Here is a 25,834-nt window from a genome sequence, read left to right as displayed (position 1 = left end):
GGCTTTTTTAGTTTGTTGTTTTTGCATAAATGGAAGTGTCCCGCGCTTCCTTGCCGTCTGCACTAAGGCAGTCATTACGCAAAATTCCCTCAAGGGTATACCCCAGCTTCTCGGGAATCCGTTTGCTGGCAATATTATTAGGGTCACAGCGGATTTCGACTCGTTTTGCGCCATAATGGTAAAAGGCGAATTTAGTTAACTTTTCAACTGCCTCCGTTATGTAGCCTAGTTTACTGTATCTCGTATCAATCCAATAGCCAATTTCGAATTTAGGGATATCCCAGTTGATACGGTGCAGACCAGTGGAACCGATGAATTGATCGTCTTCTTTCCTATAAATATGGAGTCTAATATCCTCTTTTAAAATAAAGTCCGCAAAGGACTTAAGGACGTTCTGTTCAGAAGTTTCCAAAGAAACATCTAGATGGGCAAACGGCAGCCACTGTTTCAAGTCAGGTTTAGAATGGACAATGGCTTCGTGAACGTCCAGGCCATCGCCAGGCTGACAAGGTCTTAGATATAATCGTGGGGTTTCAATTTTTTCGGGGAAATCCATTAATATAGCTTTCATATCCTGCCTCCATATCATTGATGTGGAAAATTATAACATAAAATGGGTTCAAGGTGTTCGGCTGATGGGTAAGTTTTCTTAGCATAAACGAGAGAGTGAAAACATAGATTCTAGTAAGCGGAGTTGGGAGGATGAAAGATGAAAAAAAAATCTGTCGTACAAAATGCCGTAATGAAACATATTAACGAACATTCCTCATTATATGTCTTTATCACTGTGCTTTTTTTGATGGGTGTCATTTTTGGGGCAATATTGGTGAATAGTTTGAGCTTTACCCAAAAGGAAGACCTGTTCTATTATTTATCGCAATTTTTCGGACAAGTATCCAAAGGTGAATTTGCCTCTTCGCATGATATGTTCAGCCAAAGTATTATGCATAATATAAAATATATCGGGGTCATCTGGATTCTCGGAATATCGGTCATCGGTTTGCCTGTCATCCTGGTTTTGTTATTTATAAAAGGGATGGTTGTTGGATTCACAGTCGGCTTTTTAGTCAATCAAATGGGATGGAGCGGGTTCTTATTATCGTTTGTCGCTATTCTGCCCCAAAATATATTCATCGTCCCGATATTCATCGTAATAACCGTCCTTGCCGTCTCACTATCAATGAAAATGATCAGCCGGATTTTCCTTAAGCAGATTCGTGAACCGCTGAAACCGATAATTTCACGGTATATTTTCTCATTGGTTTTGTCGGGGTTATTTTTGATTACAGCTGCTGCATTTGAAGCGTACCTATCCCCTTCTTTAATGAAAAATGTCGTAAGTTTATTGGGACATTGATGGAAATTTACCGTTCGCGGAAATTTTTTTATCATTAAAAAGAAATCTATTTTGACAGTTTTCCCTCTTTTGATATAATGGATAGGATAGCGGCGCGGGAGGGAATATTAGGTATGGAAATAGAAAACAGAATTGATAGGATAAAAAAGCAGTTACACTCGTCCAGCTACAAATTAACGCCTCAGCGAGAAGCGACCGTCCGCGTTTTACTTGAGCATGAAGAGGATCATTTAAGCGCAGAAGACGTTTACCTCCTTGTCAAAGAAAAGTCGCCGGAAATAGGATTGGCAACAGTTTACCGTACGCTAGAGTTGCTGACTGAATTGAAGATAGTAGATAAAATTAACTTTGGAGACGGGGTTTCCCGTTATGATTTAAGACAAGAAGGAGCTGCGCATTTCCATCATCATCTTGTTTGTGTGGAATGTGGTGCGGTAGATGAGATTCAGGAAGACCTACTTGAAGACGTAGAAGACATTGTGGAACGCGACTGGAACTTCAAGATAAAAGACCATAGATTAACCTTTCATGGCATTTGTCATCGATGTCATGACAAAGAAGAAAATAAAGGTGAATGAAGTCGGACCTTTTCCATTTAATGGAGAAGGTTTTCTGCATTTTTAAAAGCCTATTTTCTCAAGTAAGAGTTGTTTTTGTTTTCTCCTTTCCGAAACACGTATAAAACTTGTCCTGTTGGGCATAGATTGATACAAAGGATTGAATGGGAGGGGAAAGATGATGAAAACATCATTATCGCTTGTTTTGCATACGGCTAAAGTGATGGTTCTCTTTGTTAGCTTCACTGTTCTTTTTTATATAGGAATGGTATGGTTAAATCAGGAATATCAAAGTTATCATCGTTATGATGAACCGAAAGGCATGGCTGTAAAAGTATCGAAGGCTGTTGATACGGGTGATGATGCATGGCTTGAACGCTTAATGTTGTTTTATTTAAACGGGGAGTAATGAATATGGAGAATCAAATTAGGGATTTCATTCATTTTTTAACCATTGAAAAAGGACTTGCCAAGAATACGCTCGTTTCCTATGAGCGTGACTTAAGATCATATTGGAGCTTTCTGAAAGAGGCTGAAGCCATCGAAGATTGGAATGATTCACGGCGGGTCAACATCCTGCATTTTCTCGTGCATTTGAAGGATCAAGGGAAATCATCGAAGACGGTGGCGCGTCATATAGCCTCCATTCGGTCTTTTCATCAATTTCTTCTAAGGGAAAAAGTAACCGATCAGGATCCGTCCATACATATAGAAACACCAAAACCGGAACGAAGTCTTCCAAAGGTATTAAGCATGGAAGAGGTTGAAGCACTATTGGAAGCCCCAAAGAAAATGGATGAATTCGGTTTACGCGATAAGGCAATGCTAGAACTGATGTATGCGACGGGTATGCGTGTCAGTGAGTTGATATCCATGGATGTAAGTGATGTCCATGCATCGATGGGTTTTGTCCGTTGTGTAGGGAAAGGAAATAAAGAGAGGATCATTCCGATTGGCCAAACTGCATTGGGTGCGATTGAGCATTATATGGAAAGTTCCCGGGGAAAAATGGCCAGCCCCAAGCACAGGACAGATTCACTTTTTTTGAATCATCATGGAAACAGGCTGACAAGGCAGGGATTTTGGAAGATTCTAAAAAAACTTGTAAAATCGGCACAAATTGAAAAAGAAATTACACCGCATACACTAAGACATTCTTTCGCGACACATCTATTGATGAACGGGGCTGATTTACGTGCCGTCCAAGAAATGCTTGGTCATGCGGATATTTCGACAACTCAAATTTATACACATATTACGAACGTACGGATCAAGGATGTATATTCAAAATTCCATCCGCGAGCATAAAAGAATAGTAGAATGATAGAAAGGTTGTGAATTTAACTGCGAAGCGGTTGAAGGAGCAGCCTTTTTATTTCAGTGTGGACTTGACTGGTAAAGGGCTGCTGATGATTCTAAAGCACGCTCTATTGGCACTTTGTTTTATTCCGAAATATATTATTTGTCTCCATCATGGTAATCGTTTACAATGTAGAGAGGTCAGACTTCTGACGTTCTCACGGTTTCATTTAAAATGAAGAGTAACTGAGCAGAATAAGGGTATTATAGAGAGTATAAAAAGTGATTTACTATTTTAGGAGGAATGACTCATGAAAGGGAATTCAGCATTTAATCGAATATTTGTAATAGTTATGGATTCAGTTGGAATTGGCGAAGCACCTGATGCAGATTTATTCGGTGATAAAGGGGCGGATACACTCGGCCATATCGCAGAAAGAATGAATGGATTGAACATGCCGACTCTCGCAAAATTGGGTTTAGGCAATATCCGTGAAATCAAGGGGATTGAAAAAGCTCAGCAACCTCTCGCATACTATACGAAAATGAAGGAAGCCTCTACAGGAAAAGATACGATGACTGGGCATTGGGAAATCATGGGTTTGAATATATCGACTCCATTCCGTGTATTTCCGGATGGTTTCCCGGAATTATTAGTCAATGAACTCGAGGCGAAGATGGGTCGGGGAATTATTGGGAACGTCCCGGCAAGCGGCACGGAAATCATTGAAAGGCTCGGCGAGGAACATATGAAAACGGGTGCGCTGATCGTATATACATCAGCAGATTCCGTATTACAGATTGCTGCACATGAAGACATCGTCCCGATAGACGAATTGTACAAGATTTGTGAAATTGCCCGTGAAGTGACAATGGCTGATGAGTTCAAGGTTGGGCGCGTGATTGCCAGACCTTTCACAGGTGAACCAGGAAACTTCAAAAGAACGCCTAACCGTCATGATTATGCATTGAAGCCTTTCAACCGGACAGTAATGGATGAATTGAAAGATTCTGGATATGATGTGCTCGCAATCGGGAAGATCTCGGATATCTTTGATGGGGAAGGCGTCACTGAATCATTAAGGACCGTATCCAATATGGATGGAATGGATAAATTAATCCAAACGGTAGAACAGGATTTCAAAGGGTTAAGTTTCCTTAATCTAGTCGACTTCGATGCTTTATACGGTCACCGCCGCGATCCAGAGGGATACGGAAAGGCATTGGAAGAATTCGATGCTAGGATGCCGGAAGTCCTTGATAAACTGAAAGAGGATGATTTATTGATCATCACTGCCGATCACGGGAATGATCCGGTTCATGAAGGAACCGATCATACACGTGAATATGTACCTTTATTAGTCTATTCCAAACGATTTACAGAAGGTGCCGAACTCCCGATAAGAGATACATTTGCTGATATCGGGGCGACGGTCGCTGCTAACTTTGATGTGAAAATGCCTGCCTACGGGAAAAATATATTGGGCGATCTAAATTTAGGGGAGATTAAATAGATGTTTAATAAAATAGAAACTGCTGCGTCATTTATAAAAAGTAAAATTGAAGGCTCTCCGGAGATAGGCCTGATTCTTGGTTCCGGACTTGGAGTATTGGCGGATGAAATTGAAAATCCCATAACGATTCCATACCACGAAATCCCGGAATTCCCGGTATCGACTGTTGAAGGACACGCTGGACAGCTTGTCATTGGACAATTAAGTGGCAAAAAAGTTGTAGCCATGCAAGGGCGTTTCCACTTTTATGAGGGTTACTCCATGGAGAAGGTCACTTTTCCTGTACGTGTAATGAAACTTCTTGGTGTTGAGCAGTTAATTGTAACGAACGCTGCCGGAAGCGTTAATGAAAGCTATGAACCAGGTGACTTGATGCTCATTACGGATCATATTAATTTAATGGGGGCAAACCCATTGATTGGTCCTAATGAAGAGCGTTTCGGACCTAGATTCCCTGATATGTCGGAAGCTTATAATAAAGACCTTCGGGCACAAGCGAAAAAAATAGCAGCTTCACTAGGATTGGATATTAAAGAAGGTGTCTATATCGGGAATACAGGACCGACCTATGAGACACCTGCAGAAGTGAAAATGGCACGGATCCTTGGCGGGGATGCAGTTGGTATGTCGACAGTTCCGGAAGTTATCGTAGCAAGGCATAGCGATATGAAAGTGCTCGGAATCTCATGCCTTACCAATATGGCCGCAGGCATTCTGGATCAGCCTTTATCGCATGAAGAGGTAATTGAAACGACGGAAAAAGTGAAAAGCAGCTTTCTGGAATTTGTTAAGCACATCGTTAAAGACATATAAAACGGACCAAAAAATACAAGTACACCTAAAGAGAAGCGGTGTCCTTAAAAAAGTGGGGATTCTAATATGAGAATGGTAGATTTAATCGAGAAAAAGCGTGATGGAAAGGCACTTACTACAGAAGAAATACAGTTCATCATCAAAGGGTTTACCGACGGATCGATTCCGGATTATCAAATGAGCGCTTGGTCAATGGCTGTTTATTTCAAAGGCATGAATGAGCAGGAACGTGCTGATTTAACCATGGCAATGGTCGAATCAGGAGATCAAATTGATTTATCGATGATTGAAGGAATTAAGGTCGATAAACATTCAACAGGCGGTGTTGGTGATACGACAACATTAGTGCTTGGACCATTGGTTGCTGCTGTAGGTGTTCCAGTGGCAAAGATGTCAGGACGCGGTCTTGGCCATACAGGCGGAACGATCGATAAGTTGGAGTCTGTAAAAGGATTTCATGTCGAAATAGAAAATGACGAGTTCATCCGACTTGTTAATAAAAATAAGATAGCTGTCATTGGACAAAGTGGTAACCTGACTCCAGCCGACAAAAAGCTATATGCATTGCGTGATGTTACGGCTACCGTTAACAGTATCGGTTTGATTGCTGGCTCGATCATGAGTAAAAAAATCGCCGCTGGTGCTGATGCAATCGTACTTGATGTTAAAACGGGAGCGGGCGCTTTCATGAAAACACTTGAAGATTCCGAAGAGTTGGCGCATGCAATGGTTAGCATCGGAAACAATGTAGGGCGAAATACGATGGCTGTCATTTCCGATATGAGCCAACCGTTGGGTTACGCAATCGGAAATGCTTTAGAAGTGAAGGAAGCCATCGATACACTTAAAGGAGAAGGACCGGAAGATTTAACGGAACTTTCTTTAACACTAGGAAGCCATATGGTATACCTTGCCAAAAAGGCAAGTTCTCTAAAAGAAGCAAGAACCTTGCTGGAAAATGCGATTAAGGACGGTTCTGCACTTAACTCATTCAAGGTTTTCCTAGAAGCGCAGGGAGGCGATGGATCAGTTGTGGATCAGCCGGAAAAACTGCCGCAGGCTGCTCATGCTTTCGAGCTGGAAGCGAAAGAGGACGGATATGTATCGGAGATCATCGCTGATGAAGTAGGAACGGCAGCCATGCTGTTAGGTGCCGGGCGGGCGACTAAGGAATCAGAGATTGATTTGGCAGTCGGACTGGTACTTCGTAAAAAAATCGGGGAAACCGTGGCAAAAGGTGAATCCCTTGTGACGATTTACAGCAACTTTGAAGATGTTTCAAAGGTAAAAGAAAAATTGTATGAAAGCATTGCGATTTCAAAAGAGAAAGTAGAAAAACCTACATTGATCTATAAAGAGATCATGGAATAAATATTTTCCAAAAAAGGCCGCGCTTTTGAGCGGCCTTTTTACGTTTATTTCATTGAAAGTTTAAAAGAGGATGCCCATGCGCATCCTCTTTTAATTTGGTTCACTTTGTTACCCTATATCCAGTATATGTTCAAAATTCATCTTTATTTGTATAAAAATGGGTTTAATGGAAAAAATAAATTCTATAAAGATTGGAGGGTATGGAGATGAAGCGGATTCTTTCTCTATTTTTAACCGTATTGGTAGCAATGGGTTTTAGCATCCCGCATACAAAAGCAGCTGAAGAAAAAGGAGTCGAATTGGCGGCAAATGCTAAATCCGCTATTTTGATTGAACGGGATACAGGTACTGTTCTTTATGATAAAAATGCAGACGATCGTCTTTCACCGGCAAGCATGACGAAAATCATGACGATGCTGCTGATCATGGAAGCGATTGATAAAGGCGAACTTAGCATGAAGGAGAAAATCAGGACTAGTGAGTATGCAGCGTCGATGGGCGGTTCCCAGATCTTCCTCGAGCCAGGTGAAGAAATGACCACAGAACAAATGCTCAAGGGCATCACGATTGGTTCGGCGAATGATGCATCGGTGGCAATGGCTGAACGTCTAGCTGGGTCGGAAGAAGAGTTTGTTAGGAAAATGAACAAAAAGGCGAAAGACCTTGGTTTGAAAAATACAAAGTTCCAAAACGCAACAGGCCTTCCTGTTAAAGATCATTACAGTTCGGCACATGATATGTCGATCATGGCGAAGGAATTATTGAAATACGATACGATTACAAGGTTCACGGGTACATATGAAGATTATCTCCGTGAAAATACCGAAAAGAAATTCTGGCTTGTCAACACAAATAGATTAGTGAAATTTTACCCTGGGGTCGATGGACTGAAGACAGGATTCACAAATGAAGCGAAGTATTGTTTGACAGCTACTGCCAAAAAAGGGAATATGCGTGTCATTGCCGTCGTTTTCGGAGCCGTTTCCCCTAAGGAACGAAACGCTCAGGTCACCAAGATGTTAGATTATGCATTTTCACAATACATCACATACCCGATTTATAAACGCGGCGAGGTGTTAGGTGAAGCCAAGGTAAGTAAAGGACAAAAGAAAACCGTGGTGGGAGTCACAAGTGAACCTATTTCAGTTTTGACAGCCAAAAACGGAACGGCAAAGGACTTTACAAAAAAAATCACGCTTGATAAAGATTTGGATGCCCCGATTAAAAAAGGTGAAGAAATTGGTACGCTTGAATTGAAGAAAAACGGTAAGGTGTATGTCGAATCTCCGATTGTTGCGAAGGAAACTGTTGAAAATGCCAGCTGGTGGCAATTGTATAAACGGGCTTTCGGCATGTTTACCCATGCGAAATAGAATAAATTGTCGCATTGCCTGTTAATCGTACTAATTTAGGCGAAACTCCACTAGTTTTGCTAGTAAGGAGGAATCGGCAGGTGAAAAAGAGAATTTGACTCTTTATAAGACAGTGAAGGAGGCTGTATATAATGAGTCTTACGATTAATATGGAGGCGAAAAATCGCGTATTGTGCATTCGTCTCAAAGGTGATTTAGATCATCATACAGCAGAAAAATTGAAAAATCAGGCAGAGGCAGCCATTCAAAAGCATAATATCAAGCATATCATCCTCAACATGGAAGAATTGGATTTTATGGATAGTTCAGGACTCGGAGTTATTTTGGGGCGTTATAAGCAGGTAAACAAAAAGCAAGGTGAAATGGTGGTCTGTGCAATTTCTCCAGCAGTAAAGCGGTTATTTGAGATGTCAGGGTTGTTTAAAATTGTTAAAATGGAACTATCCGAAAAAAACGCTTTGCAAAGACTGGGGGTTGCCTAAGATGAAAAATAAAATGGAAACGAAATTTTCTGCACTTAGCCAAAATGAATCTTTTGCCAGGGTAACTGTTGCGGCATTCATTGCCCAATTGGACCCGACGATGGATGAATTGACAGAGATCAAGACTGTCGTGTCAGAAGCCGTTACGAATTCGATTATCCATGGGTATGAGAGTGACCCGGAAGGTTGGGTCTACATTTCAGTGGTCATCGAAGGCGATACTGTGGAATTGACCATCCGGGATGAAGGACTGGGCATTGAAGACGTCGAAGAGGCTAAACAGCCGTTATTTACGACAAAACCCGAACTTGAACGTTCCGGTATGGGATTCACCATCATGGAAAACTTCATGGATGAAATCAATATAATTTCCCATAAGGGCGAAGGCACGATCATTCGATTAAAAAAGCACTTAACTACAAGCAGAGCTTTGTGCAATTAAGGGAGACTTGCATATGGATGTGGAGGTTAAAAACGAGAAGAGCAAGAAAGGCCAGCCCCATTTAAAAGATGAGGAATTGCGGAATTTAATCCAACGCAGCCAGAGCGGTGACCAAGATGCGAGGAATCTGATTGTCAATAGCAATCTGAGGCTTGTATGGTCAGTAGTGCAAAGATTCCTCAATCGAGGTTACGAACCGGATGACCTTTATCAAATAGGCTGTATTGGTCTGTTGAAATCCGTGGATAAATTTGACTTATCGTTTGAAGTGAAATTCTCAACGTATGCTGTGCCTATGATCATTGGTGAAATCCAACGTTTTATCCGTGATGACGGAACGGTTAAAGTAAGCAGGTCATTAAAGGAAATGGCGAATAAAATTCGCAGGGCCAAAGAGGAACTTTCAAAGACGTATGGCCGTGTTCCGACTGTCAATGAATTGGCGGAACATCTAGAGCTGTCGCCAGAGGAAATCATCATGGCCCAAGAAGCTAGCAGGAGCCCTTCATCCATCCATGAAACGGTTTACGAAAATGATGGAGATCCGATTACTCTTCTTGACCAGATTGCCGACCATAATGAAACATCCTGGTTCGATCAAATTGCTTTGAAAGAAGCCATACATGAATTGAATGAACGTGAAAGGCTGATTGTTTTCCTGAGGTATTATAAAGATCAGACGCAATCGGAAGTGGCGGCAAGGCTTGGTATTTCCCAAGTTCAGGTGTCAAGGCTGGAAAAGAAGATTCTTCAGCAAATGAAAAACCACATGAATCAGTGATTCATGTGGTTTTTTTATTGAGCTGAAAATAAATATTGATTTTAGGAAAAAGTAAAAGTGATTCCTTATCAGGTAGGATGAAAATATGAATGGGGTCGAATTTTTAGTTGAATTTAGGAATAAAAACGAATATTATAGTAAAGGTCGCGTTTCTCATTCGTTTTTTATCTTTCTTTCGATGAAAAATGATCAGGAAAAACGTCGATGCAGTACAATATTAGGACACCTTGTCTTTTCGTGCAAACGGTTGTCGGTGTTTCCTTTAGATCTGGAGGTCTAAAATATGTTTATGGAAAAGTTTTTCTCCCTGAAAGAAAATGGGACGGATGTCCGTACAGAAGTCATGGCGGGTGTTACGACATTTTTAACTATGGTTTATATTCTTATTGTGAATCCGGCTTTATTGTCTTCAATCGGAATTCCATTTGAACAAGTTTTCATGGCAACGGTCATATCAGCGGTGATTGGTACCCTTATCATGGGGCTCGTTGCAAAATACCCGATTGCGATAGCACCAGGGATGGGTTTGAATGCTTATTTTGCCAGCGTGGTGGGGGCACAGGGCCTTTCATACCAGACCGTATTCGGTACGGTTTTCATTGCTGGTTTGCTATTTCTATTAATTAGCGTGACAAGCTTGCGTAAAATGATAATTGATGCGATTCCTGACTCATTAAAATATGGCATCACATCCGGAATTGGTTTATTCATTGCTTTTATCGGATTGAAAAATGCTGGAATCGTAGTGCCTAATGAATCAACGATGGTGACGCTTGGCGATTTGCATCAGCCTGGAACTGTTTTAGCGTTAGCAGGCTTATTCATTACCTTGATTTTTATGGCCCGTAATATAAAAGGGGCAATTTTCATTGGTATGATCATTACGGCAATCATTGGCTACTTTATCGGTTTGCTCAACTTCGATGGGGTCTTATCTGTACCTCCAACACCGGTATTTTTCGATATCGATATTGCTGGGGTCTTCACGAATTCTTTATATTCAATTGTTTTCGCCTTTTTACTTGTGACGATCTTTGATACGACAGGAACCTTGATTGGCGTGACAGAACAGGCAGGACTAACGAAGGATGGGAAAATCCCTCGTGCCAAGAAAGCCTTTTTAGGTGATGCGATTGCGACTACGGTCGGCTCGATGTTTGGTACAAGCCCTTCGACTGCCTATGTGGAATCGAGCACTGGAGTGGCGGCAGGCGGACGTACGGGATTAACCGCTACTGTCGTGGCAATCTTGTTTGCTGCATCGATTTTCTTTTCGCCATTGATATCGGCAATTTCTTCAGTTCAAGCAATCACAGCTCCTGTATTGATCATCGTGGGATGTTTCATGATGGAAGGGCTCGCTAAAGTCAATTGGAAAATTTTCGATGAGGCATTTCCGGCATTTGCGATCATTTTAACGATGCCGCTTACTTCAAGTATATCTACAGGGATTGCAATCGGGTTCATTACATATCCCCTTATGAAGGTATTCAGTGGAAAAGGAAAATCGGTACATCCGCTCATTTATATTTTTGGATTGATATTTTTGGTTCAGCTGATTTTCTTCCCCACTCATTAATATATGAATGTAAATCAAAAAGACATGCTGTCATTGCAGCGTGTCTTTTTTTGTTTTCAAATTAGTAATATTTGGACATGGTTCACTTCCTGCATTTTCAAACTGCTTCCAATCCATACTACTAGCATAAGGAAATAAAAGGTCGGGATGTGATGATAGTGGCAGTTGTATATATCAGGATGAGGAACCGTGTACAAGTAAAGGGAAATCAAACGGTGAAGATAAAAGATATTGCAAGGATAATCGGACCTGAAGAAGTGATTACCAAAATTGAAGAAATCATATTATTAACGGTCAAGAAGGAAGATAAGAATATTATTGTCATTGATTTGGCTCAAGTTATCATGGCCATCCGTAAGGTGGATCCGACTATTGAAGTGGAGACATTCGGGCCGTCCCAAACGATCATCGAAATCATCCTCTCGAAAAAGAAAATGTCATACCTGACATTCGCCTTAGTTTGGTTTTTGTTATTTGTCGGCGGCGGGATGACGATCATGAATTTTCATGTGGATGTCAGCATGGGGGAAGTGCATCAAAAAATATTTACTATAATAACGGGAAAAGTGGAAGATAAGCCGTTATTGATCCAAATCCCATATAGCTTCGGCCTTGGTATGGGTATGATTCTATTTTTTAATCACTTCTTTAAAAAACGCTTCAATGAGGAACCTAGTCCGCTCGAGGTTGAAATGTTCAACTATCAGCAGGATTTGGACCGTTATGTAATCATGAATGAAAATAAGGAGAACGTGCGCCACCTTGATGACCGGTAAAATCATCTTCGGAATCTTTGTCGGTTTAGCCGGGGGTTTTGCGACAGGTGCCGGTTTTGTAGCGTTTTTAACTGTACTTGGGGTGATTCCGAGGCTGACTCAGCTGACAAAAACAATGAAAATGATACATTACTACGAAGGAGCCATCATAGCCGGAGTTGTCGCAGGAACATGGTTAGGATTACAGGAAACGGAACTTTCCCTCCCGCATTTTTTATTAATTCCGATCGGTTTGGCTGACGGGATATTTAATGGGATGCTCGCTGCTGCCTTAACTGAAGTCCTGAATGTATTTCCGGTTCTTTCAAAACGAATCGGAATTCAAGAGAAGATCATTTATCTGTTGATGGCACTCGTATTGGGAAAAATAGCCGGATCATTATTCCAATGGATTTATTTTGTCGATTTATAAGATTATGAGGTAACTATTCCTGATGATGAAAGGTAGGCCCAAGATGGTGACCAAACGAAAAGTGATATTGATTACGGATGGAGATGAGTATGCGAAACGGGCTGTCGAGCATGTAGCCAAGGAAATTGGGGGAAGATGTATCTCCATGTCCCAAGGTAATCCATCACGATATACGGGCTTGGAGTTAGTTGAATTAATAAAAAAGGCGAAGTATGATCCTGTATTGGTCATGTTTGATGATAGCGGTTTTATAGGAGAAGGATCAGGCGAACAGGCAATGAAGGTAGTTGCCGGGCACCCTGATATTAATGTCCTTGGCGTAATAGCGGTCGCTTCAAAGACTAGAAGGGAAGAATGGACCAAGGTGGATATCTGTATTGACCGTGATGGTAATTTGACACCGAACGGGGTTGATAAATACGGCGCCGAGGAATTTGAACTGGGCAAGATAACAGGAGATACGGTGTATTGCATTGATCAATTACATGTTCCCATCGTAGTGGGGATAGGAGATATAGGGAAAATGTCCCATCAGGACGATTTTAAAAGAGGAGCACCGATAACCAAGCTAGCGGTGGAAATCATATTGGAAAGGAGTGGTCATAATGACTTCAGAAAAACCTCAAAACATGATGCCGATTCCGAGTAGGGTAGCGGATGTTGACGCGTACATGGAAGAGAAAGTAGGTCTAGGCGTCAGCTTCGACTTAGGAGTAAGAAAGATAAAGGTCTTAAGAAAAGATGTGCATATTTACTATATAAACGGGCTGACGGATACAGAGTACATCATTGATATCCTCGATTCTCTTATTCATAACAAAAATGCCGAAATCGTGTCTACTAAAGTTTTTGATGTAGTCAAAAACTTGCTCGTACACCAATCCGTTCAGGAAATAAAGACGATGGATGAGCTTGTTGATCAGGTATTATCCGGTTTAATAGTCGTTGTTGTTGATGGAAAACCAATAGGGTTGGTTGTGGATGTCAGGAGTTATCCCGGGAGACAGCCAGTAGAACCCGATACGGAAAAAGTCGTCCGTGGATCAAGGGATGGTTTTGTCGAGAATATCATCATTAACACAGCGATAACCAGACGAAGAATCCGGGATGAAAGATTACGTTTCGAAATGTTACATGTAGGGGAACGATCGAAAACGGATATATCCATCGGCTACATTAAAGATATTGCCGATCCCGATTTAATAGAAATCGTTCGTAAGGAATTGAATAGTATTGAGGTTGATGGCATAACGATGTCTGATAAAACGATCGAAGAGTTCATCGTCAATCAAAGATATAACCCATACCCGCTTGTCAGATACACGGAACGGGCTGATGTGGCGGCAACGCATTTGCTTGAGGGGCATGTCCTTATTTATGTGGATACTTCACCGAGTGTCATCATTACCCCGTCCACTCTTTTCCATCACATGCAACACGCTGAAGAGTATCGGCAGGCACCTGCCGTTGGAACCTTGGTGCGCTGGGTCCGGTTTCTCGGGATTTTCGTTTCGTTATTCTTGCTGCCGATTTGGTTATTGTTTTGTTTAGAGCCTTCCCTCCTGCCGGATAGGTTCGAGTATATCGGGCCGAATGAAAAAACGCATATACCCATTGTGGTCCAAATCTTCATTTCCGATATAGGGATAGAATTTTTAAGGATGGCAGCCGTTCATACCCCGACCCCGCTTTCCACGGCAATGGGCTTGGTTGCGGCGGTTTTGATAGGACAAATAGCGATAGATGTTGGCCTATTTGTTCCTGAAGTGGTTCTCTACGCTTCAGTGGCGACAATCGGTACATTTGTCACTCCAAGTTTAGAACTAGGGGTTGCAAATAAAATTTCCCGTTTGGTCCTGCTAGTTTTGGTCGCTTTATTTAAAGTGCCTGGCCTAGTCATAGGCATCACGTTCTACATTATCATGCTTACTAGCATAAAAACGTTAAATACACCTTATTTATGGCCGCTTCTACCGTTTCAGCCGAAAGCCTTGTCACATATAATATTTAGAAGACCTTATCCAGGTTCTATAGAACGTCCGAGTATTGTACATCCCCAGGATTTATATAGGCAGCCGAGAAAATCTAAAGGTTGATGTTGTCGAAAAGTTGTGGTAATTTAATTTTATTCGGATAAAGCGGTAAAGTTAGGCTTCACAAAGAGATAAAGTTACTATGACTCTTTGGAGTTTAAACCAATCTGTCTTTCCGTTCGAACTACTAAGCAGTCATAGAGAACAATATTTACATGGGATAATCGATTCGGATGAGGCTTGTTCATATAGAGAACCTTTTACAGCAAGGTTTCTTTATTTGAGGCTGCCTCATTTCTTATTAATCTTTAGTTTTAAGTCAGGAAGGTGAGGCTATCATGCATTTGTACGGAACCGGTTGTGTCAATGAACGTGGACATCTGGAAATTGGCGGAGTAGACACGATCGAATTGATCGAACAATTTGGCACACCATTATATGTTTATGATGTAGAGCTAATTCGCGAACGGGCAAGAGGGTTTAAGAGAACTTTTGAGGAATTGGGGATTTCAGCTCAAGTTGCTTACGCAAGTAAGGCGTTTTCTTCGATTGCCATGATCCAGTTGGCTGAACAAGAAGGACTTTCTCTCGATGTTGTCTCAGCAGGGGAATTGTATACGGCAATTAAGGCAAATTTCCCAACAGAACGGATTCACTTTCATGGAAATAACAAAAGTGAAGAAGAGCTACATATGGCTTTGGATTATGACATTGGCTGTATAGTAGTCGATAATTTTTCAGAGTTGACACTGTTGGAAGAAATTTGTACAAACCGTGAACAAAAGGTGAAAATCCTTCTTCGTGTAACACCAGGTATCGAAGCCCATACGCATGATTATATTTTGACAGGGCAAGAAGATTCGAAATTTGGTTTTGATCTTATTAACGGCCAAGCCGAAGCAGCCCTTAGGCAAGCGCTGAAAAGTGAATTCCTGGAAGTTCTGGGGCTTCACTGCCATATAGGTTCCCAGATCTTTCAAACGACCGGTTTCCTTCTGGCAGCCCAAAAAATTATCGGCAAGCTGAGTGATTGGCACGGTTCGGTAGGGTTTCAACCAAAGGTATTGAATCTCGGAGGGGGATTCGGGATTCGGTATACACAAGAGGACGACCCGCTACCGGCGTCTCAATATGTTGAGGAGATCGTTAGTGAAGTGCAGAACCTGATTGCTGATTCTGATTTAGTGATGCCTGAAATCTGGATCGAACCTGGCCGTTCTTTAGTCGGAGACGCCGGTGTGACACTGTACAAGGTCGGTTCTGAAAAGGAAGTCCCTAATGTCCGTAAATATATTGCCGTAGATGGGGGAATGAGTGATAATATACGTCCCGCTCTTTACGAAGCGAAATATGATGCCATTCTTGCAAACCGGCCGCTTGACCCTGTAGAAGAGACAGTGTCCATTGCCGGCAAATGCTGTGAAAGCGGAGATATGTTGATTTGGGATTTACCATTGCCAAAAGCCGGCCGCGGTGATGTCTTGGCCGTATTTTGTACAGGGGCATATGGATATTCCATGTCGAATAATTACAATCGGATTCCGAGACCGGCTGTCGTCTTTGCCGAAAATGGAGAAGCCCGGTTGGTCATCAAACGCGAGACGTACGAAGATCTTATCCATTTGGATTTGGCCCTTCATGAAGCGGCAGTCGTCAATAAAGAATAGAAAAAAAGGATGGCATTGGCCATCCTTTTTTTATTTGAATCAGCTGAAAAGTGATTTGATCGCGTCTATTAAACTACTGAAGACTTCTTTCAATTTATCCAGAAATGATTGACCCTCTTCCGATTCAAGAAAATTGGAAAGCTTATCTTTAGCTGCAGTAAGCTGATCACCGACAGCGTTCCAATCAATATCCAATTCTTTTAGCTTATTGAATAAATCAATTAAACTTTGGACTTGAGCATCATTTAAGGTGATTCCAAGGTCTTTTGCTGAAGACTCGACCACCTCGCGGACCTCCTCAGTATTGGCTGGTGGATTTGCAGCCATTTCCTCTTTGATTTTCGTAACAAGTGCAGAGGCTTCTTCTGTACCGATTTCGTCACCCAATTTTGCTGTTTTCACCATTTCTTCATTCGCTGCCTGTTTCACATCTTCAGGAATCTTCTTATCGGCAGAGATTTCATAGGCTTTAATGACTCCTGTCAAAGCCGCTGTACCAGAGACGGGTATTGGAGCGGTGACATAAACGGTAGCATCCTTTACTCCAGCAGTTGCCAGTGCATTGATATACATTTCATCGGAAACCCAGTTAATGTTTTTCGACTCCAATTTAAGTCCGGTCCCTTTTTCCTCCAAAGTAATCGCAGAAGATGAAATCGCTTTTGTACCGATCAGACGGCTAGCAATATAGTCACCTAAGTATTCATGTTCCTCCGCATTTGTAACCGTAAGGACCTCAACATCATTAGGTGCTTTCATTTCTGATAAAATCATATTTTTTTGTTCATTCGTCAAATTCTCACCAAGTGTGACGATCATTTCACCAACAGCTGCATCTGCAAAAGCCTTATATGGCAATAATAGGCATAATAAAATGGTTACAATGACCCATTTATTCATTTTTTTCATGATAATCCTCCTTAACTTTTCCTGCTGAATTGGGAATCTTTCAATAAAAGGGCGGCACTTTAAATCAGATTCATAGTATTTGACGAAACAAAGGATAAAAAAGATACATATTTTCCTGAAAAAAATTTATATAGCCCAAGATAGCTACGTTTTTTTAACGAAAAAGTTTGGTGTATCTTTGTCTTTTATACCTAAGAGGGCATTCTATGAACCTAGATCACTTTACCAATGTAGTAAAATCGAAGCAAGATTGCAAGGATATTTGTCAGATTGTGTTAAGTTATAGTAGAATGAATTCGTTATTTAAATATTTGGACCATTCATAAAGGGAGTATGGGATGAGGAAAAGTAATAAGACTCTTTTACTTATGATGCTTATTATCGCTTTGATGTGGGGAGTCGTATACTGGCTGTTTATCGCTTAGCACATAGCACTTCGATAAATCAAGTGCAGAAAGTGATGTTGAAACGAACGAGGTTTTTATGTATGATGTAAATGTTATATGTGAGGATTATTATTCAAAGCAAATTAATTGTAAACAGGAAGATAATAAAAACGTTATTTAGTAACGAGGGATATTATGTTGATTAAGTATAAGAAAAGTTATGAGAAGTTTGCCATGGGATTATTATCTTTCATGCCAAATGAAAAAGAGATAAAAACGCTTCGGAATACGATGAAGAATTATGAAACGGATGAAAATCTACAGCTGTTCTTATGGAAAGATGAAGAGATTACGGGCTTGATCGGGATAGAAGTCTCTCCAAACCACATTGAGATACAACATATATCTGTAAATCCATCCTTCCGGAAGCAAGGTATCGGTAAAACGATGGTCAGGGCCATCAAGGAGCAATATCCTGACAAAGAATTAAAAGCAAATGAGTTTACCGAAAGCTTTCTTGACAGATGTGAAGAATTCTGAATATGAAAGCTGGAAAGGAGGACCACCTTTAAGGGCGGTCCTCCTTTCTTGTTTTTCGAAGGGATAGCTGCCGAGCCCTTTCAGAAATGACATCCGAACGGTCACGCATTAGATGCTTATCGACTATGGATGAATTAGCCATGTCGCTGTCTGCACCCCATATGTACCCTTCTTGCAAACACATGGTCTGGCATATTTCGTTCAAGCCTTGATCCGCAATCGGCAGATTAATGCTTTCATATGGCTTTTGAGATAACATTCGCTCATGGGTGTCCTCGAGCAATTTGGACAGTCGTTCTGGGTCGAGTCCCAACTCCAGGAGCTCGGCCTTTTTATGGTGGAGGTTTGACAGGGCTTTAGACAGGGTCCTTGCAGCCCCTTTTTTGTTTCCCCTGCGATCATGATACAGGGCAACCGCAATTTGAATGAGCCCGACCCAATGAGAGTCACGCTCTTTTGGTGCGGTTTCTTTCCAATATTCTTCAAGAATTTCATGACATTCGAAGTAATCCCTAGTCCCATGGAAATGGACAAGGAAAGAAAGGTAGTCTTCCGCGTAATTCAATAGGAGCACCCCTTTTGTTTGATGGAATTATCTAAGGTAAGGCAAAAACATTTTCTTATAGCCTAACACCCGCTATGTATACTCACCAAGTTTAGCATAGAATTTTTTCTTGGAAAATAAAGAAAGCCGATTGCAAGGCAATCAGCTTGATTCGTCAGTCTTCAATTAACACCAAGAAGCACCGACGATAACTAATAAAATGAACAATACTACAATAAACGCGAATCCGCCGCCGTGTCCAAAACCACCTGCACCCATAATGAGTACCTCCTTTGTTCTGCTATTCTTACATTTCTAGGTTATGTTGGATTTCGTAATGTGATTGGGCAACGACCCATTTGTCGGAAATCCCTAATAAAAACTTTTCTAGGGACAGTAAATTATTATTTGGATAAAGGGCGGCAATCCACTATACTTGATTAGTAAAAGAAATAGGCCTTTTCCGGCCAATTAGATTTAAATGAGGTAATTTAATGGGTTATAATATAAAAATTGACGCTTTCGAAGGTCCGATGGATTTACTCCTGCATTTGATTAATCGCCTGGAAATAGACATCTACGATATTCCGATGGCTGATATTACAGATCAATACCTAGGGTACATCCATACAATGCAGCATCTGGAATTGGATGTGGCCAGCGAATATCTGGTGATGGCTGCAACACTGCTTGCCATCAAGAGTAAAATGTTGCTTCCAAAGCATGAAGATGAACAATTGATTGATGAAGATGGGGAAATATTTGAGGAAGATCCACGGGACGAGCTTGTGGAAAAACTATTAGAATATAAAAAGTATAAATATGCAGCCGAAGAATTTAAAGGGATGGAAGAAGAACGCAGCTTGCTGTTCACTAAACCCCCAAGTGATTTATCTGTTTATGTTAAAGAAGCGGAAAGTGATAAACAAGAGTTGAATATAAGTCTATATGATATGTTGGGTGCTCTGCAAAAACTGCTGCGAAGGCAAAAAATTCAAAAGCCGCTATACACGAAAGTAACGAAACAAGAGATATCGATAGAGAAACGAATGGATGAAATCATGATTGAGTTACAATCAATAAAAGGGAAGAAAAGTTTTTTTGAACTGTTTTCGCTCCCGGTAAAGGAGCATATCGTCATCACTTTCATGGCGGTGCTGGAACTGATGAAACTAAATGAAATCATCGTTGAACAGGAAGATAATTTTTCGGAAATCATGATTGCTGCTAAGGAAGGTGTAGAACCAGTTGGAAGTTATTAATTGGAAAGGGATTCTTGAGGCATTATTGTTTGCTGCCGGAGATGAAGGGCTCTCCGTCAAACAAATTGCCTCTGTCCTGGAAATTACGGAATATCAAGCAACGGACATCGTTGAAAGTTTGAAGGAAGAATATATATCTGATGTACGCGGGATTCAGGTGATCGAAATAGCGGGTGTTTATCAAATGACGACAAAGAAAGAGCACTCGGATTACTTGAAAAGGCTAGTGGAAACATCAAGCACTCAAGGCTTGTCACAGGCGGCCTTGGAAACACTCGCAATCATTGCCTATAAGCAGCCGATTACCAGAGCGGAAATTGATGAAATTCGCGGAGTGAAAACGGAACGCCCCATTCATACACTTGTCACTAAAGTTTTAATAAAAGAGGTCGGACGTGCTGAAGGCTCCGGCCGGGCTTATTTATATGGGACAACAAAAGAGTTTTTGGATTACTTCGGCCTGAATTCCATAGATGAATTACCGCCTCTCGCCGATAATTCGGATGATAGCTTTGAAAATGGTGAAGCCGATCTGTTTTTTGAAAAATTTCAGCAAACAATCGAATAACATTTTTCTTTGAATTGTGATAATATAGAAAAAAATGAATGCGGGGGGATTGCGGGTGCAAATTGTAGCATGCAATGGATTTGGGCTTGAAAAGTCAAAGTCAAATTCACCTGAGGACTTCTTTAATCGATCCGTTATACAATACATAAAGGATGGAGAAGAAAAGACGCTGAATGTACTGTATCTTCGCTATTTTGATGAGATGGTCACTCGTTGGACCCCATATCCCGCCAATCCCATATTCAAAAGCCCTAACAGGGATATTTATATGGCTGATATCATTGCCATGGTCTGTCTACTCAAGGACCCGAGCCTGGATAACCGAAAACGTATATATATAAATGCAGAAAAAGAGCTGGCTGGTTATTTCGAAAATATGGATTTTGAAAAATTGGAGAAAGTGTTTATATCTATTGACCAAGCTAAACCATATGATATAGAATCACATGTTGACTATTATATTCAATCTTAATCATTTTGAGGAGGGTTCACGGTTGGGGAATACATTGGTAAAATCTCAGCTTGAGGATGTAAAGGGCTTTTTAGAAACGACAGTGGCTCAGCTAGAGGAATTTATAAATGAGACGACCTATTCTAAGCTGCAAGAAGAGAAAAGCGGGGATGAAACCTATTATAAAGGGATCCTTTCTAGTTTAAGAAGAATGCTTGTAAGTTGTGAAGAGGGCTTGGAGGCTTGCCAAATCGTTCTGAAAAATGATGTTTTCAATAAAGCTGCAGCTGAAAAGACGCTTTATAGAATTTATCATCAATGTATCGAAGAATACTTTTCCCCAAAATCAGATCGGTGGTTTGAGGACAGCAGATCTGCCTATACAGGGAAAAACTCGATTAAATTTCACCAAAGTGTACCTGACAGCATAATATCCATTCTGAAGGCCGTGGAAAGTGGATTCCAGACCATGCGTGAAGAATTGGAGTTTTATGAAACGGATTACCGGACGAAAATGTTACAGTCAAGATAATGAAACAGCTAGGCTTAATAGGCCTTGCTGTTTTTTTTATCTATAAATGGAATCTCCGCTTATTCGAAACATAAAATACTTTGATGATTTATGTGCATAAAGGCTAAGAGGAGGTTGCAAGATGTCTGATGTAAGAGATTATGCTAAAGAGGTAAGTGATTGGGTTGATGGAGTGATGGAATATCTTGAGAAGATCGATATCACCGATTCGCCATTGCTGTCAAATATTGAACGGCTTTCCGAGATGACAAAAGATATGGATGAGGAAGAAATGGATTATGAGGATATGGTCCTGATTGAAGAAGAGATGGCTCGGGTTTACGAGGAAATTGAAGAGCTCGCTAGGGAATTCAATATACAGGAAAGGCAATCGGTGCCGATTGGGAAGCATACGCTACCGCCGTTACCTTATGCCTATGATGCGTTGGAGCCGACGATTTCGAGGGAAATCATGTATCTGCACCATGATAAGCATCATCAAGCATATGTCGATGGTCTGAATAAAGCGGAATTGATGATGAAAAAAGCGAGGGAAACGAAAGATTTTTCCTTGTTGAAACATTGGGAAAAGGAAGCAGCCTTTCATGGATCAGGCCATTATCTCCATACGCTGTTCTGGGAAGAGATGATTCCGGGAGGGGGCGGACAGCCAAGGGGGGATTTACTTAACCAGGTTGAGAAGGATTTTGGAAGCTTTGCCGCTTTTAAAAGTCATTTTAGTGAAGCAGCCAAACAAGTAGAAGGTGTTGGCTGGGCGATTTTAGTCTGGGTTCCGCGTGCGCGGCGGCTAGAAATACTTCAATCGGAATTGCATATGGTTTTGACCCAGTGGGATACAATCCCAATCCTTGTTCTTGATGTATGGGAACATGCTTATTACCTGCAATATAAAAATAATCGGGCAGCCTATGTGGACAAATGGTGGGACGTTGTAAACTGGCCGAAAACAGCCGTAAGGTTCACCGAAGCGAAAAAGCTTATTTGGAAAAAGCAATAACAGATAAAATATAGTAAAGTTTTTGGAGAACCAAATACAAATACACGAGCCGTAAAGATTCGTTCCAGACTGTAGACAAACTCGATGAAAACTCAGTTTGCCTGCAGTTTTTTATTTGAAAAGTTCAGTTGATTTGAGAAATTCGCTCCCTTTCCGCCGACTGTCTGCCAAGCCAAATCAAAGCAAGCGCCTTTGGTGTCTCGGCTAGCCAGTTTTTCGGCAGTAGTGTCGCAAATTTCTCAATTCAATGAAGATTACAGTAAAAAACCATAAAGACCGGAGCGCTTTATTCGACCCGCAGCACTGACTTGGGACGTTAACGCAGTTTATCGACCTTCACTTACGATTCGGAATCCGAACAACATTTTGCCACCAAACTGACACGAGCCGTAAAGGTTCGTTTTTTTTTTTGCCTGAAATTTTGTATCAAGAATTTTTTAGGGAAATTATGGCAAGGATATGAAGGAGAACCTGCTAATTTAATTTTAAAGCGACTTATGATTCTCATTTGGATATTATAATTAGATTGAAAGGGAGATGATATCATCTCACGAAATAATGAGCATATGTCTTATTCAAATCCTTGAAATAACATTGGAAATGTGTTAATAATGCTAATTCGAAGTACTATGGGTTTTTAAAAATAATTAATTTATATCAATATAAAAACTGTGACCAATTTGTGAACTTAAAAATTATTAAGGTATATTTATTGACTAGTTTCTATTTAATAATTATTATAAATAGGAGCAGATAAAAAAATTAGCTATTGGAGGAATTTATTATGTCATTGATCAATAAACAAGTTGAAGATTTTAAAGTACAAGCTTACCATGCAGGAGAGTTCAAAGAAGTTACACTTGAAGATGTTAAAGGAAAATGGGCAGTATTCTTTTTCTACCCAGCTGACTTCTCTTTCGTATGTCCAACTGAATTAGCTGATCTTCAAGATAACTATGAAACATTCAAGGAAATCGGTTGTGAAGTTTACTCAGTTTCAACAGATACTCATTTCAGCCACAAAGGATGGGCTGATGCTACTGATACAATCGGTAAAATCCAATATCCAATGCTAGCTGACCCAGCAAACGTTTTATCCCGTCAATTCGGTGTATTGATTGAAGAAGATGGTTTGGCTCTACGTGGAACTTTCATCGTAAATCCAGAAGGACAAATTAAAGCATACGAAGTCAATGATTTAGGAATTGGCCGTAATGCAGAAGAACTTGTAAGAAAAGTTCAAGCTGCACAATTCGTAGCGGAACATGGAGATAAAGTTTGCCCTGCAAAATGGACTCCAGGTGAAGATACTCTTGAACCAAGCCTAGACCTTGTAGGTAAACTTTAATTTTTAATGGGAGGGTCCATTTCTACAGGTAATGGACATACCCAGCATTGATTACGATTACTGGACAAATCGTCCGACATGACTAATGACAAAAGGCACTTACCTAAAATAAGTGCCTTTTGTTTTTCAAAATAATCAGTTTAGCACGTTATAATCATTCAGCAAGGAGCACAAAAGATGAAAAAAATATATGATTTATTAATTATTGGTGGCGGTCCTGCAGGCCTCTCAGCCGGTGTTTATGCAGGAAGAGCTAAGTTAAAAACAATAATCCTAGAAAAAGGAACTGGCGGCGGACAAGCTGCAACTACGTCGGAAATAGCCAATTATCCTGGTATCCGTCATATATCGGGCCCTAGGTTAGTTGAAGAAATGAAGCTTCAAAACGAAGATTTTGGCGTTGAGTTCGCCAAAGCCGATGTAACGGGCGTGGATTTCTCCGGTGAGGTGAAAGTCGTTAAAACCCTTGGCGGGGACTACCATGCACGCGCCGTCATCATTGCAACGGGTGCTTCTCCAAGAACACTAGGATTTCCAGGTGAAGAGGAATTTACCGGCCGCGGTGTAGCTTATTGTTCAACATGTGATGGTGAATTCTTTGAAGGGTTGGAAGTTTTCGTTATCGGGGCAGGATATGCAGCTGCTGAAGAAGCTATTTTCCTGACACGCTTTGCAACAAAAGTTACAATCATCGCCCGGGAATCAAGCTTCTCGTGTGCCCCGTCCATTGTTGATAAAGTAATGGCAAATGATAAGATTGAAGTGAAATTCAATACGGAAATCCTTGGGGTATATGGAGACGGGATGATTCAAAGTGCCCGTTTCATCAATAATGCGAATAAAGAAGAATTTGAATATAAGGCGAAGGAAGATGACAGTACGTTTGGCGTATTCGTTTTCATAGGTTACGAGCCGAAAACAGAGATTTTCAATGGCCATATCGAAATGGATGATGCTGGTTACATTTTAACCGATGATGATATGAAGACTAATGTGAAGGGTGTTTATGCCGCGGGCGACCTAAGGCCAAAATCCTTGCGCCAGATTATCACAGCTGTATCCGATGGAGCGATTGCAGCAACGGATGCCGGTAAATATATTGCAGAAGAAAAAGATCGCCTGGGAATCAAAGATGAACCTGAAGTTGAGAAACCGGCGAAAAAAGAACAGGCCGCGGTCCCAGCAGGCAAGAGCGCTTTATTGAGTGATGCGTTACGTGGCCAATTAAAGGGAATCTTCGGCAAGATGGAGAGCGACGTTACATTAGTGTCCATCGTCGATGAAAGTTTGCCAAAATCAGTCGAATTGCGAGACTTCTTGTTGGATGTTGCGGAATTAGGAGATAAGCTTCATCTTGAGTTATACAACAAAGGGGAAAATACGGAAATTGAAGAAAAAATCAATGCAGATAAGTTCCCTGTCGTTTCCCTCTTAAATTCGAATGGTGAATACAGTGGCGTCAAATACCACGGTGTACCTGGCGGCCATGAGTTGAATTCCTTCATTTTGGCTATCTATAACCTGGCCGGACCTGGTCAAGCATTGGATTCAGCCGTATTGAATTCAATCAAGGGTATCAGTAAAAAAGCGAACATTAAGGTTATGGTTTCATTGGCATGTCACTACTGTCCTGACGTTGTAGTGGGCGCTCAGCGCATAGCGATTGAAAACCCTAATGTTGAAGCTGAAATGGTCGATATAAGCAATTTCCAGGAAATCAAGAAGAAATATAAAGTCATGAGCGTGCCGGCCATGATCATCAATGATGAAGAAGTGGTATTCGGAGCTAAGAAAATTGATGAAATCGCTGCATTATTAGTATAATAGAACACTAAATCGAT

The 25,834-nt window shown here is 41.0% G+C and carries 29 protein-coding genes; 25 read left to right on the top strand and 4 right to left on the bottom strand.

The features are described 5' to 3' along the window. Positions 1-7 precede the first annotated feature (7 nt). Entirely contained in the window at positions 8-571 is a 564-nt protein-coding gene (locus tag V3595_RS14230) for a GNAT family N-acetyltransferase (RefSeq protein WP_485907850.1), read from the bottom strand. 138 nt (positions 572-709) lie between these two features. On the opposite strand from V3595_RS14230, the gene spoIIM reads away from it, so the two are divergent. The 17 genes from spoIIM (at position 710) to lysA (ending at position 16,456) form a co-directional block, all read left to right on the top strand. Then, positions 710-1,357, top strand: coding sequence for a stage II sporulation protein M (spoIIM, locus tag V3595_RS14225; RefSeq protein ID WP_057278761.1), 648 nt, complete (start codon positions 710-712; stop codon positions 1,355-1,357). A gap of 119 nt (positions 1,358-1,476) precedes the next feature. Then, positions 1,477-1,935, top strand: coding sequence for a ferric iron uptake transcriptional regulator (fur, locus tag V3595_RS14220; RefSeq protein WP_101223459.1), 459 nt, complete (start codon positions 1,477-1,479; stop codon positions 1,933-1,935). Positions 1,936-2,095: 160 nt separating this feature from the next. Beyond that, positions 2,096-2,323: a YqzK family protein gene (locus V3595_RS14215; protein WP_057914302.1), complete on the top strand. Its 228-nt coding sequence runs from the start codon at positions 2,096-2,098 to the stop codon at positions 2,321-2,323. A gap of 5 nt (positions 2,324-2,328) precedes the next feature. Next, a complete protein-coding gene (gene xerD, locus V3595_RS14210; RefSeq protein WP_101222475.1) occupies positions 2,329-3,222 on the top strand; it encodes a site-specific tyrosine recombinase XerD in 894 nt (297 codons plus the stop codon). Between the two features lie 302 nt (positions 3,223-3,524). Then, complete coding sequence (deoB, locus tag V3595_RS14205) at positions 3,525-4,727, top strand: phosphopentomutase (RefSeq protein WP_101222474.1); 1,203 nt, start codon at positions 3,525-3,527, stop codon at positions 4,725-4,727. Beyond that, the gene (locus V3595_RS14200) at positions 4,728-5,540 is read left to right on the top strand and encodes a purine-nucleoside phosphorylase (RefSeq protein ID WP_485907847.1); all 813 of its coding nucleotides are present in this window, start codon (positions 4,728-4,730) and stop codon (positions 5,538-5,540) included. It abuts the gene before it with no gap. 66 nt (positions 5,541-5,606) lie between these two features. Further along, a complete protein-coding gene (locus V3595_RS14195; RefSeq protein ID WP_137016106.1) occupies positions 5,607-6,911 on the top strand; it encodes a pyrimidine-nucleoside phosphorylase in 1,305 nt (434 codons plus the stop codon). 206 nt (positions 6,912-7,117) lie between these two features. Continuing rightward, positions 7,118-8,284 (top strand): D-alanyl-D-alanine carboxypeptidase family protein, encoded by a 1,167-nt coding sequence (locus V3595_RS14190; RefSeq protein WP_485907844.1) that lies wholly within the window; start codon positions 7,118-7,120, stop codon positions 8,282-8,284. A gap of 131 nt (positions 8,285-8,415) precedes the next feature. After that, positions 8,416-8,766: an anti-sigma F factor antagonist gene (gene spoIIAA / locus V3595_RS14185; RefSeq protein WP_034308142.1), complete on the top strand. Its 351-nt coding sequence runs from the start codon at positions 8,416-8,418 to the stop codon at positions 8,764-8,766. A 1-nt stretch (position 8,767) separates the two neighbouring features. Then, positions 8,768-9,208, top strand: a complete 441-nt coding sequence (spoIIAB, locus tag V3595_RS14180; RefSeq protein WP_034308139.1) for an anti-sigma F factor — start codon at positions 8,768-8,770, stop codon at positions 9,206-9,208. 13 nt (positions 9,209-9,221) lie between these two features. Continuing rightward, on the top strand, positions 9,222-9,989 hold the full coding sequence (sigF, locus tag V3595_RS14175; RefSeq protein ID WP_034308137.1) for an RNA polymerase sporulation sigma factor SigF: 768 nt from the start codon (positions 9,222-9,224) through the stop codon (positions 9,987-9,989). Between the two features lie 289 nt (positions 9,990-10,278). Then, complete coding sequence (locus V3595_RS14170) at positions 10,279-11,568, top strand: NCS2 family permease (protein WP_485907969.1); 1,290 nt, start codon at positions 10,279-10,281, stop codon at positions 11,566-11,568. Between the two features lie 152 nt (positions 11,569-11,720). Beyond that, positions 11,721-12,344: a stage V sporulation protein AA gene (locus V3595_RS14165; protein ID WP_485907842.1), complete on the top strand. Its 624-nt coding sequence runs from the start codon at positions 11,721-11,723 to the stop codon at positions 12,342-12,344. After that, positions 12,334-12,756 carry a stage V sporulation protein AB gene (locus V3595_RS14160; protein ID WP_034308131.1) on the top strand — a complete coding sequence of 141 codons (423 nt, stop codon included), beginning with the start codon at positions 12,334-12,336 and terminating at the stop codon, positions 12,754-12,756. Before V3595_RS14165 ends, V3595_RS14160 begins: the two co-directional genes overlap by 11 nt. A 43-nt stretch (positions 12,757-12,799) precedes the next feature. After that, positions 12,800-13,405, top strand: a complete 606-nt coding sequence (gene spoVAEA, locus V3595_RS14155; protein WP_402897494.1) for a stage V sporulation protein SpoVABEA — start codon at positions 12,800-12,802, stop codon at positions 13,403-13,405. Further along, on the top strand, positions 13,386-14,852 hold the full coding sequence (locus V3595_RS14150) for a spore germination protein (RefSeq protein WP_485907968.1): 1,467 nt from the start codon (positions 13,386-13,388) through the stop codon (positions 14,850-14,852). The genes spoVAEA and V3595_RS14150 overlap by 20 nt, the downstream gene beginning before the upstream one ends. A 275-nt stretch (positions 14,853-15,127) precedes the next feature. After that, positions 15,128-16,456, top strand: coding sequence for a diaminopimelate decarboxylase (gene lysA / locus V3595_RS14145; RefSeq protein WP_485907840.1), 1,329 nt, complete (start codon positions 15,128-15,130; stop codon positions 16,454-16,456). 39 nt (positions 16,457-16,495) lie between these two features. Here the strand turns inward: lysA and V3595_RS14140 are convergent, their stop codons facing one another. Further along, positions 16,496-17,365 carry a DUF1002 domain-containing protein gene (locus V3595_RS14140; RefSeq protein ID WP_230176973.1) on the bottom strand — a complete coding sequence of 290 codons (870 nt, stop codon included), beginning with the start codon at positions 17,363-17,365 and terminating at the stop codon, positions 16,496-16,498. Between the two features lie 581 nt (positions 17,366-17,946). On the opposite strand from V3595_RS14140, the gene V3595_RS14135 reads away from it, so the two are divergent. Next, entirely contained in the window at positions 17,947-18,291 is a 345-nt protein-coding gene (locus V3595_RS14135) for a GNAT family N-acetyltransferase (RefSeq protein ID WP_101222466.1), read from the top strand. A gap of 28 nt (positions 18,292-18,319) precedes the next feature. Here V3595_RS14135 and V3595_RS14130 read toward each other — a convergent pair whose 3' ends face one another. Next, complete coding sequence (locus V3595_RS14130) at positions 18,320-18,856, bottom strand: DUF309 domain-containing protein (RefSeq protein ID WP_485907839.1); 537 nt, start codon at positions 18,854-18,856, stop codon at positions 18,320-18,322. Between the two features lie 165 nt (positions 18,857-19,021). Further along, on the bottom strand, positions 19,022-19,114 hold the full coding sequence (locus tag V3595_RS14125; protein WP_081108854.1) for a YjcZ family sporulation protein: 93 nt from the start codon (positions 19,112-19,114) through the stop codon (positions 19,022-19,024). 215 nt (positions 19,115-19,329) lie between these two features. Here V3595_RS14125 and V3595_RS14120 point away from each other — a divergent pair, with 215 nt between their 5' ends. From V3595_RS14120 to V3595_RS14090, 7 genes are all read left to right on the top strand, one after another. Beyond that, positions 19,330-20,097, top strand: coding sequence for a segregation/condensation protein A (locus tag V3595_RS14120; RefSeq protein ID WP_101222464.1), 768 nt, complete (start codon positions 19,330-19,332; stop codon positions 20,095-20,097). Beyond that, a complete protein-coding gene (scpB, locus tag V3595_RS14115; protein ID WP_076365560.1) occupies positions 20,084-20,665 on the top strand; it encodes an SMC-Scp complex subunit ScpB in 582 nt (193 codons plus the stop codon). The genes V3595_RS14120 and scpB overlap by 14 nt, the downstream gene beginning before the upstream one ends. 55 nt (positions 20,666-20,720) lie before the next feature. Then, the gene (locus tag V3595_RS14110; RefSeq protein WP_485907836.1) at positions 20,721-21,137 is read left to right on the top strand and encodes a hypothetical protein; all 417 of its coding nucleotides are present in this window, start codon (positions 20,721-20,723) and stop codon (positions 21,135-21,137) included. Between the two features lie 22 nt (positions 21,138-21,159). Beyond that, the gene (locus tag V3595_RS14105; RefSeq protein ID WP_137016092.1) at positions 21,160-21,648 is read left to right on the top strand and encodes a YpuI family protein; all 489 of its coding nucleotides are present in this window, start codon (positions 21,160-21,162) and stop codon (positions 21,646-21,648) included. A gap of 121 nt (positions 21,649-21,769) precedes the next feature. Next, the gene (locus V3595_RS14100; RefSeq protein ID WP_485907834.1) at positions 21,770-22,645 is read left to right on the top strand and encodes a superoxide dismutase; all 876 of its coding nucleotides are present in this window, start codon (positions 21,770-21,772) and stop codon (positions 22,643-22,645) included. A 784-nt stretch (positions 22,646-23,429) separates the two neighbouring features. After that, positions 23,430-23,993, top strand: coding sequence for an alkyl hydroperoxide reductase subunit C (gene ahpC, locus V3595_RS14095; protein ID WP_034308115.1), 564 nt, complete (start codon positions 23,430-23,432; stop codon positions 23,991-23,993). Positions 23,994-24,170: 177 nt separating this feature from the next. Next, the gene (locus tag V3595_RS14090; protein WP_485907832.1) at positions 24,171-25,817 is read left to right on the top strand and encodes an FAD-dependent oxidoreductase; all 1,647 of its coding nucleotides are present in this window, start codon (positions 24,171-24,173) and stop codon (positions 25,815-25,817) included. Positions 25,818-25,834 lie beyond the last annotated feature (17 nt).

The organism is Bacillus sp. CFBP9009 (assembly GCF_036541465.1).
In the GTDB taxonomy this organism is placed as follows: Bacteria; Bacillota; Bacilli; order Bacillales; family DSM-1321; genus Peribacillus.
This window is presented reverse-complemented; position numbering and strand designations above follow the sequence as displayed.

Coding starts and splice junctions, on each gene's coding strand:
- V3595_RS14165 (WP_485907842.1), top strand. CDS start 11,721: ATGATAGTGGCAGTTGTATATATCAGGATGAGGAACCGTGTACAAGTA.
- V3595_RS14230 (WP_485907850.1), bottom strand. CDS start 571: ATGAAAGCTATATTAATGGATTTCCCCGAAAAAATTGAAACCCCACGA.
- V3595_RS14140 (WP_230176973.1), bottom strand. CDS start 17,365: ATGAAAAAAATGAATAAATGGGTCATTGTAACCATTTTATTATGCCTA.
- ahpC (WP_034308115.1), top strand. CDS start 23,430: ATGTCATTGATCAATAAACAAGTTGAAGATTTTAAAGTACAAGCTTAC.
- V3595_RS14120 (WP_101222464.1), top strand. CDS start 19,330: ATGGGTTATAATATAAAAATTGACGCTTTCGAAGGTCCGATGGATTTA.
- V3595_RS14150 (WP_485907968.1), top strand. CDS start 13,386: ATGATGCCGATTCCGAGTAGGGTAGCGGATGTTGACGCGTACATGGAA.
- V3595_RS14125 (WP_081108854.1), bottom strand. CDS start 19,114: ATGGGTGCAGGTGGTTTTGGACACGGCGGCGGATTCGCGTTTATTGTA.
- sigF (WP_034308137.1), top strand. CDS start 9,222: ATGGATGTGGAGGTTAAAAACGAGAAGAGCAAGAAAGGCCAGCCCCAT.
- spoVAEA (WP_402897494.1), top strand. CDS start 12,800: ATGGTGACCAAACGAAAAGTGATATTGATTACGGATGGAGATGAGTAT.
- V3595_RS14135 (WP_101222466.1), top strand. CDS start 17,947: ATGTTGATTAAGTATAAGAAAAGTTATGAGAAGTTTGCCATGGGATTA.
- V3595_RS14090 (WP_485907832.1), top strand. CDS start 24,171: ATGAAAAAAATATATGATTTATTAATTATTGGTGGCGGTCCTGCAGGC.
- xerD (WP_101222475.1), top strand. CDS start 2,329: ATGGAGAATCAAATTAGGGATTTCATTCATTTTTTAACCATTGAAAAA.
- V3595_RS14100 (WP_485907834.1), top strand. CDS start 21,770: ATGTCTGATGTAAGAGATTATGCTAAAGAGGTAAGTGATTGGGTTGAT.
- V3595_RS14170 (WP_485907969.1), top strand. CDS start 10,279: ATGGAAAAGTTTTTCTCCCTGAAAGAAAATGGGACGGATGTCCGTACA.
- spoIIAB (WP_034308139.1), top strand. CDS start 8,768: ATGAAAAATAAAATGGAAACGAAATTTTCTGCACTTAGCCAAAATGAA.
- lysA (WP_485907840.1), top strand. CDS start 15,128: ATGCATTTGTACGGAACCGGTTGTGTCAATGAACGTGGACATCTGGAA.
- V3595_RS14215 (WP_057914302.1), top strand. CDS start 2,096: ATGAAAACATCATTATCGCTTGTTTTGCATACGGCTAAAGTGATGGTT.
- V3595_RS14195 (WP_137016106.1), top strand. CDS start 5,607: ATGAGAATGGTAGATTTAATCGAGAAAAAGCGTGATGGAAAGGCACTT.
- V3595_RS14160 (WP_034308131.1), top strand. CDS start 12,334: ATGACCGGTAAAATCATCTTCGGAATCTTTGTCGGTTTAGCCGGGGGT.
- deoB (WP_101222474.1), top strand. CDS start 3,525: ATGAAAGGGAATTCAGCATTTAATCGAATATTTGTAATAGTTATGGAT.
- V3595_RS14200 (WP_485907847.1), top strand. CDS start 4,728: ATGTTTAATAAAATAGAAACTGCTGCGTCATTTATAAAAAGTAAAATT.
- spoIIAA (WP_034308142.1), top strand. CDS start 8,416: ATGAGTCTTACGATTAATATGGAGGCGAAAAATCGCGTATTGTGCATT.
- V3595_RS14190 (WP_485907844.1), top strand. CDS start 7,118: ATGAAGCGGATTCTTTCTCTATTTTTAACCGTATTGGTAGCAATGGGT.
- spoIIM (WP_057278761.1), top strand. CDS start 710: ATGAAAAAAAAATCTGTCGTACAAAATGCCGTAATGAAACATATTAAC.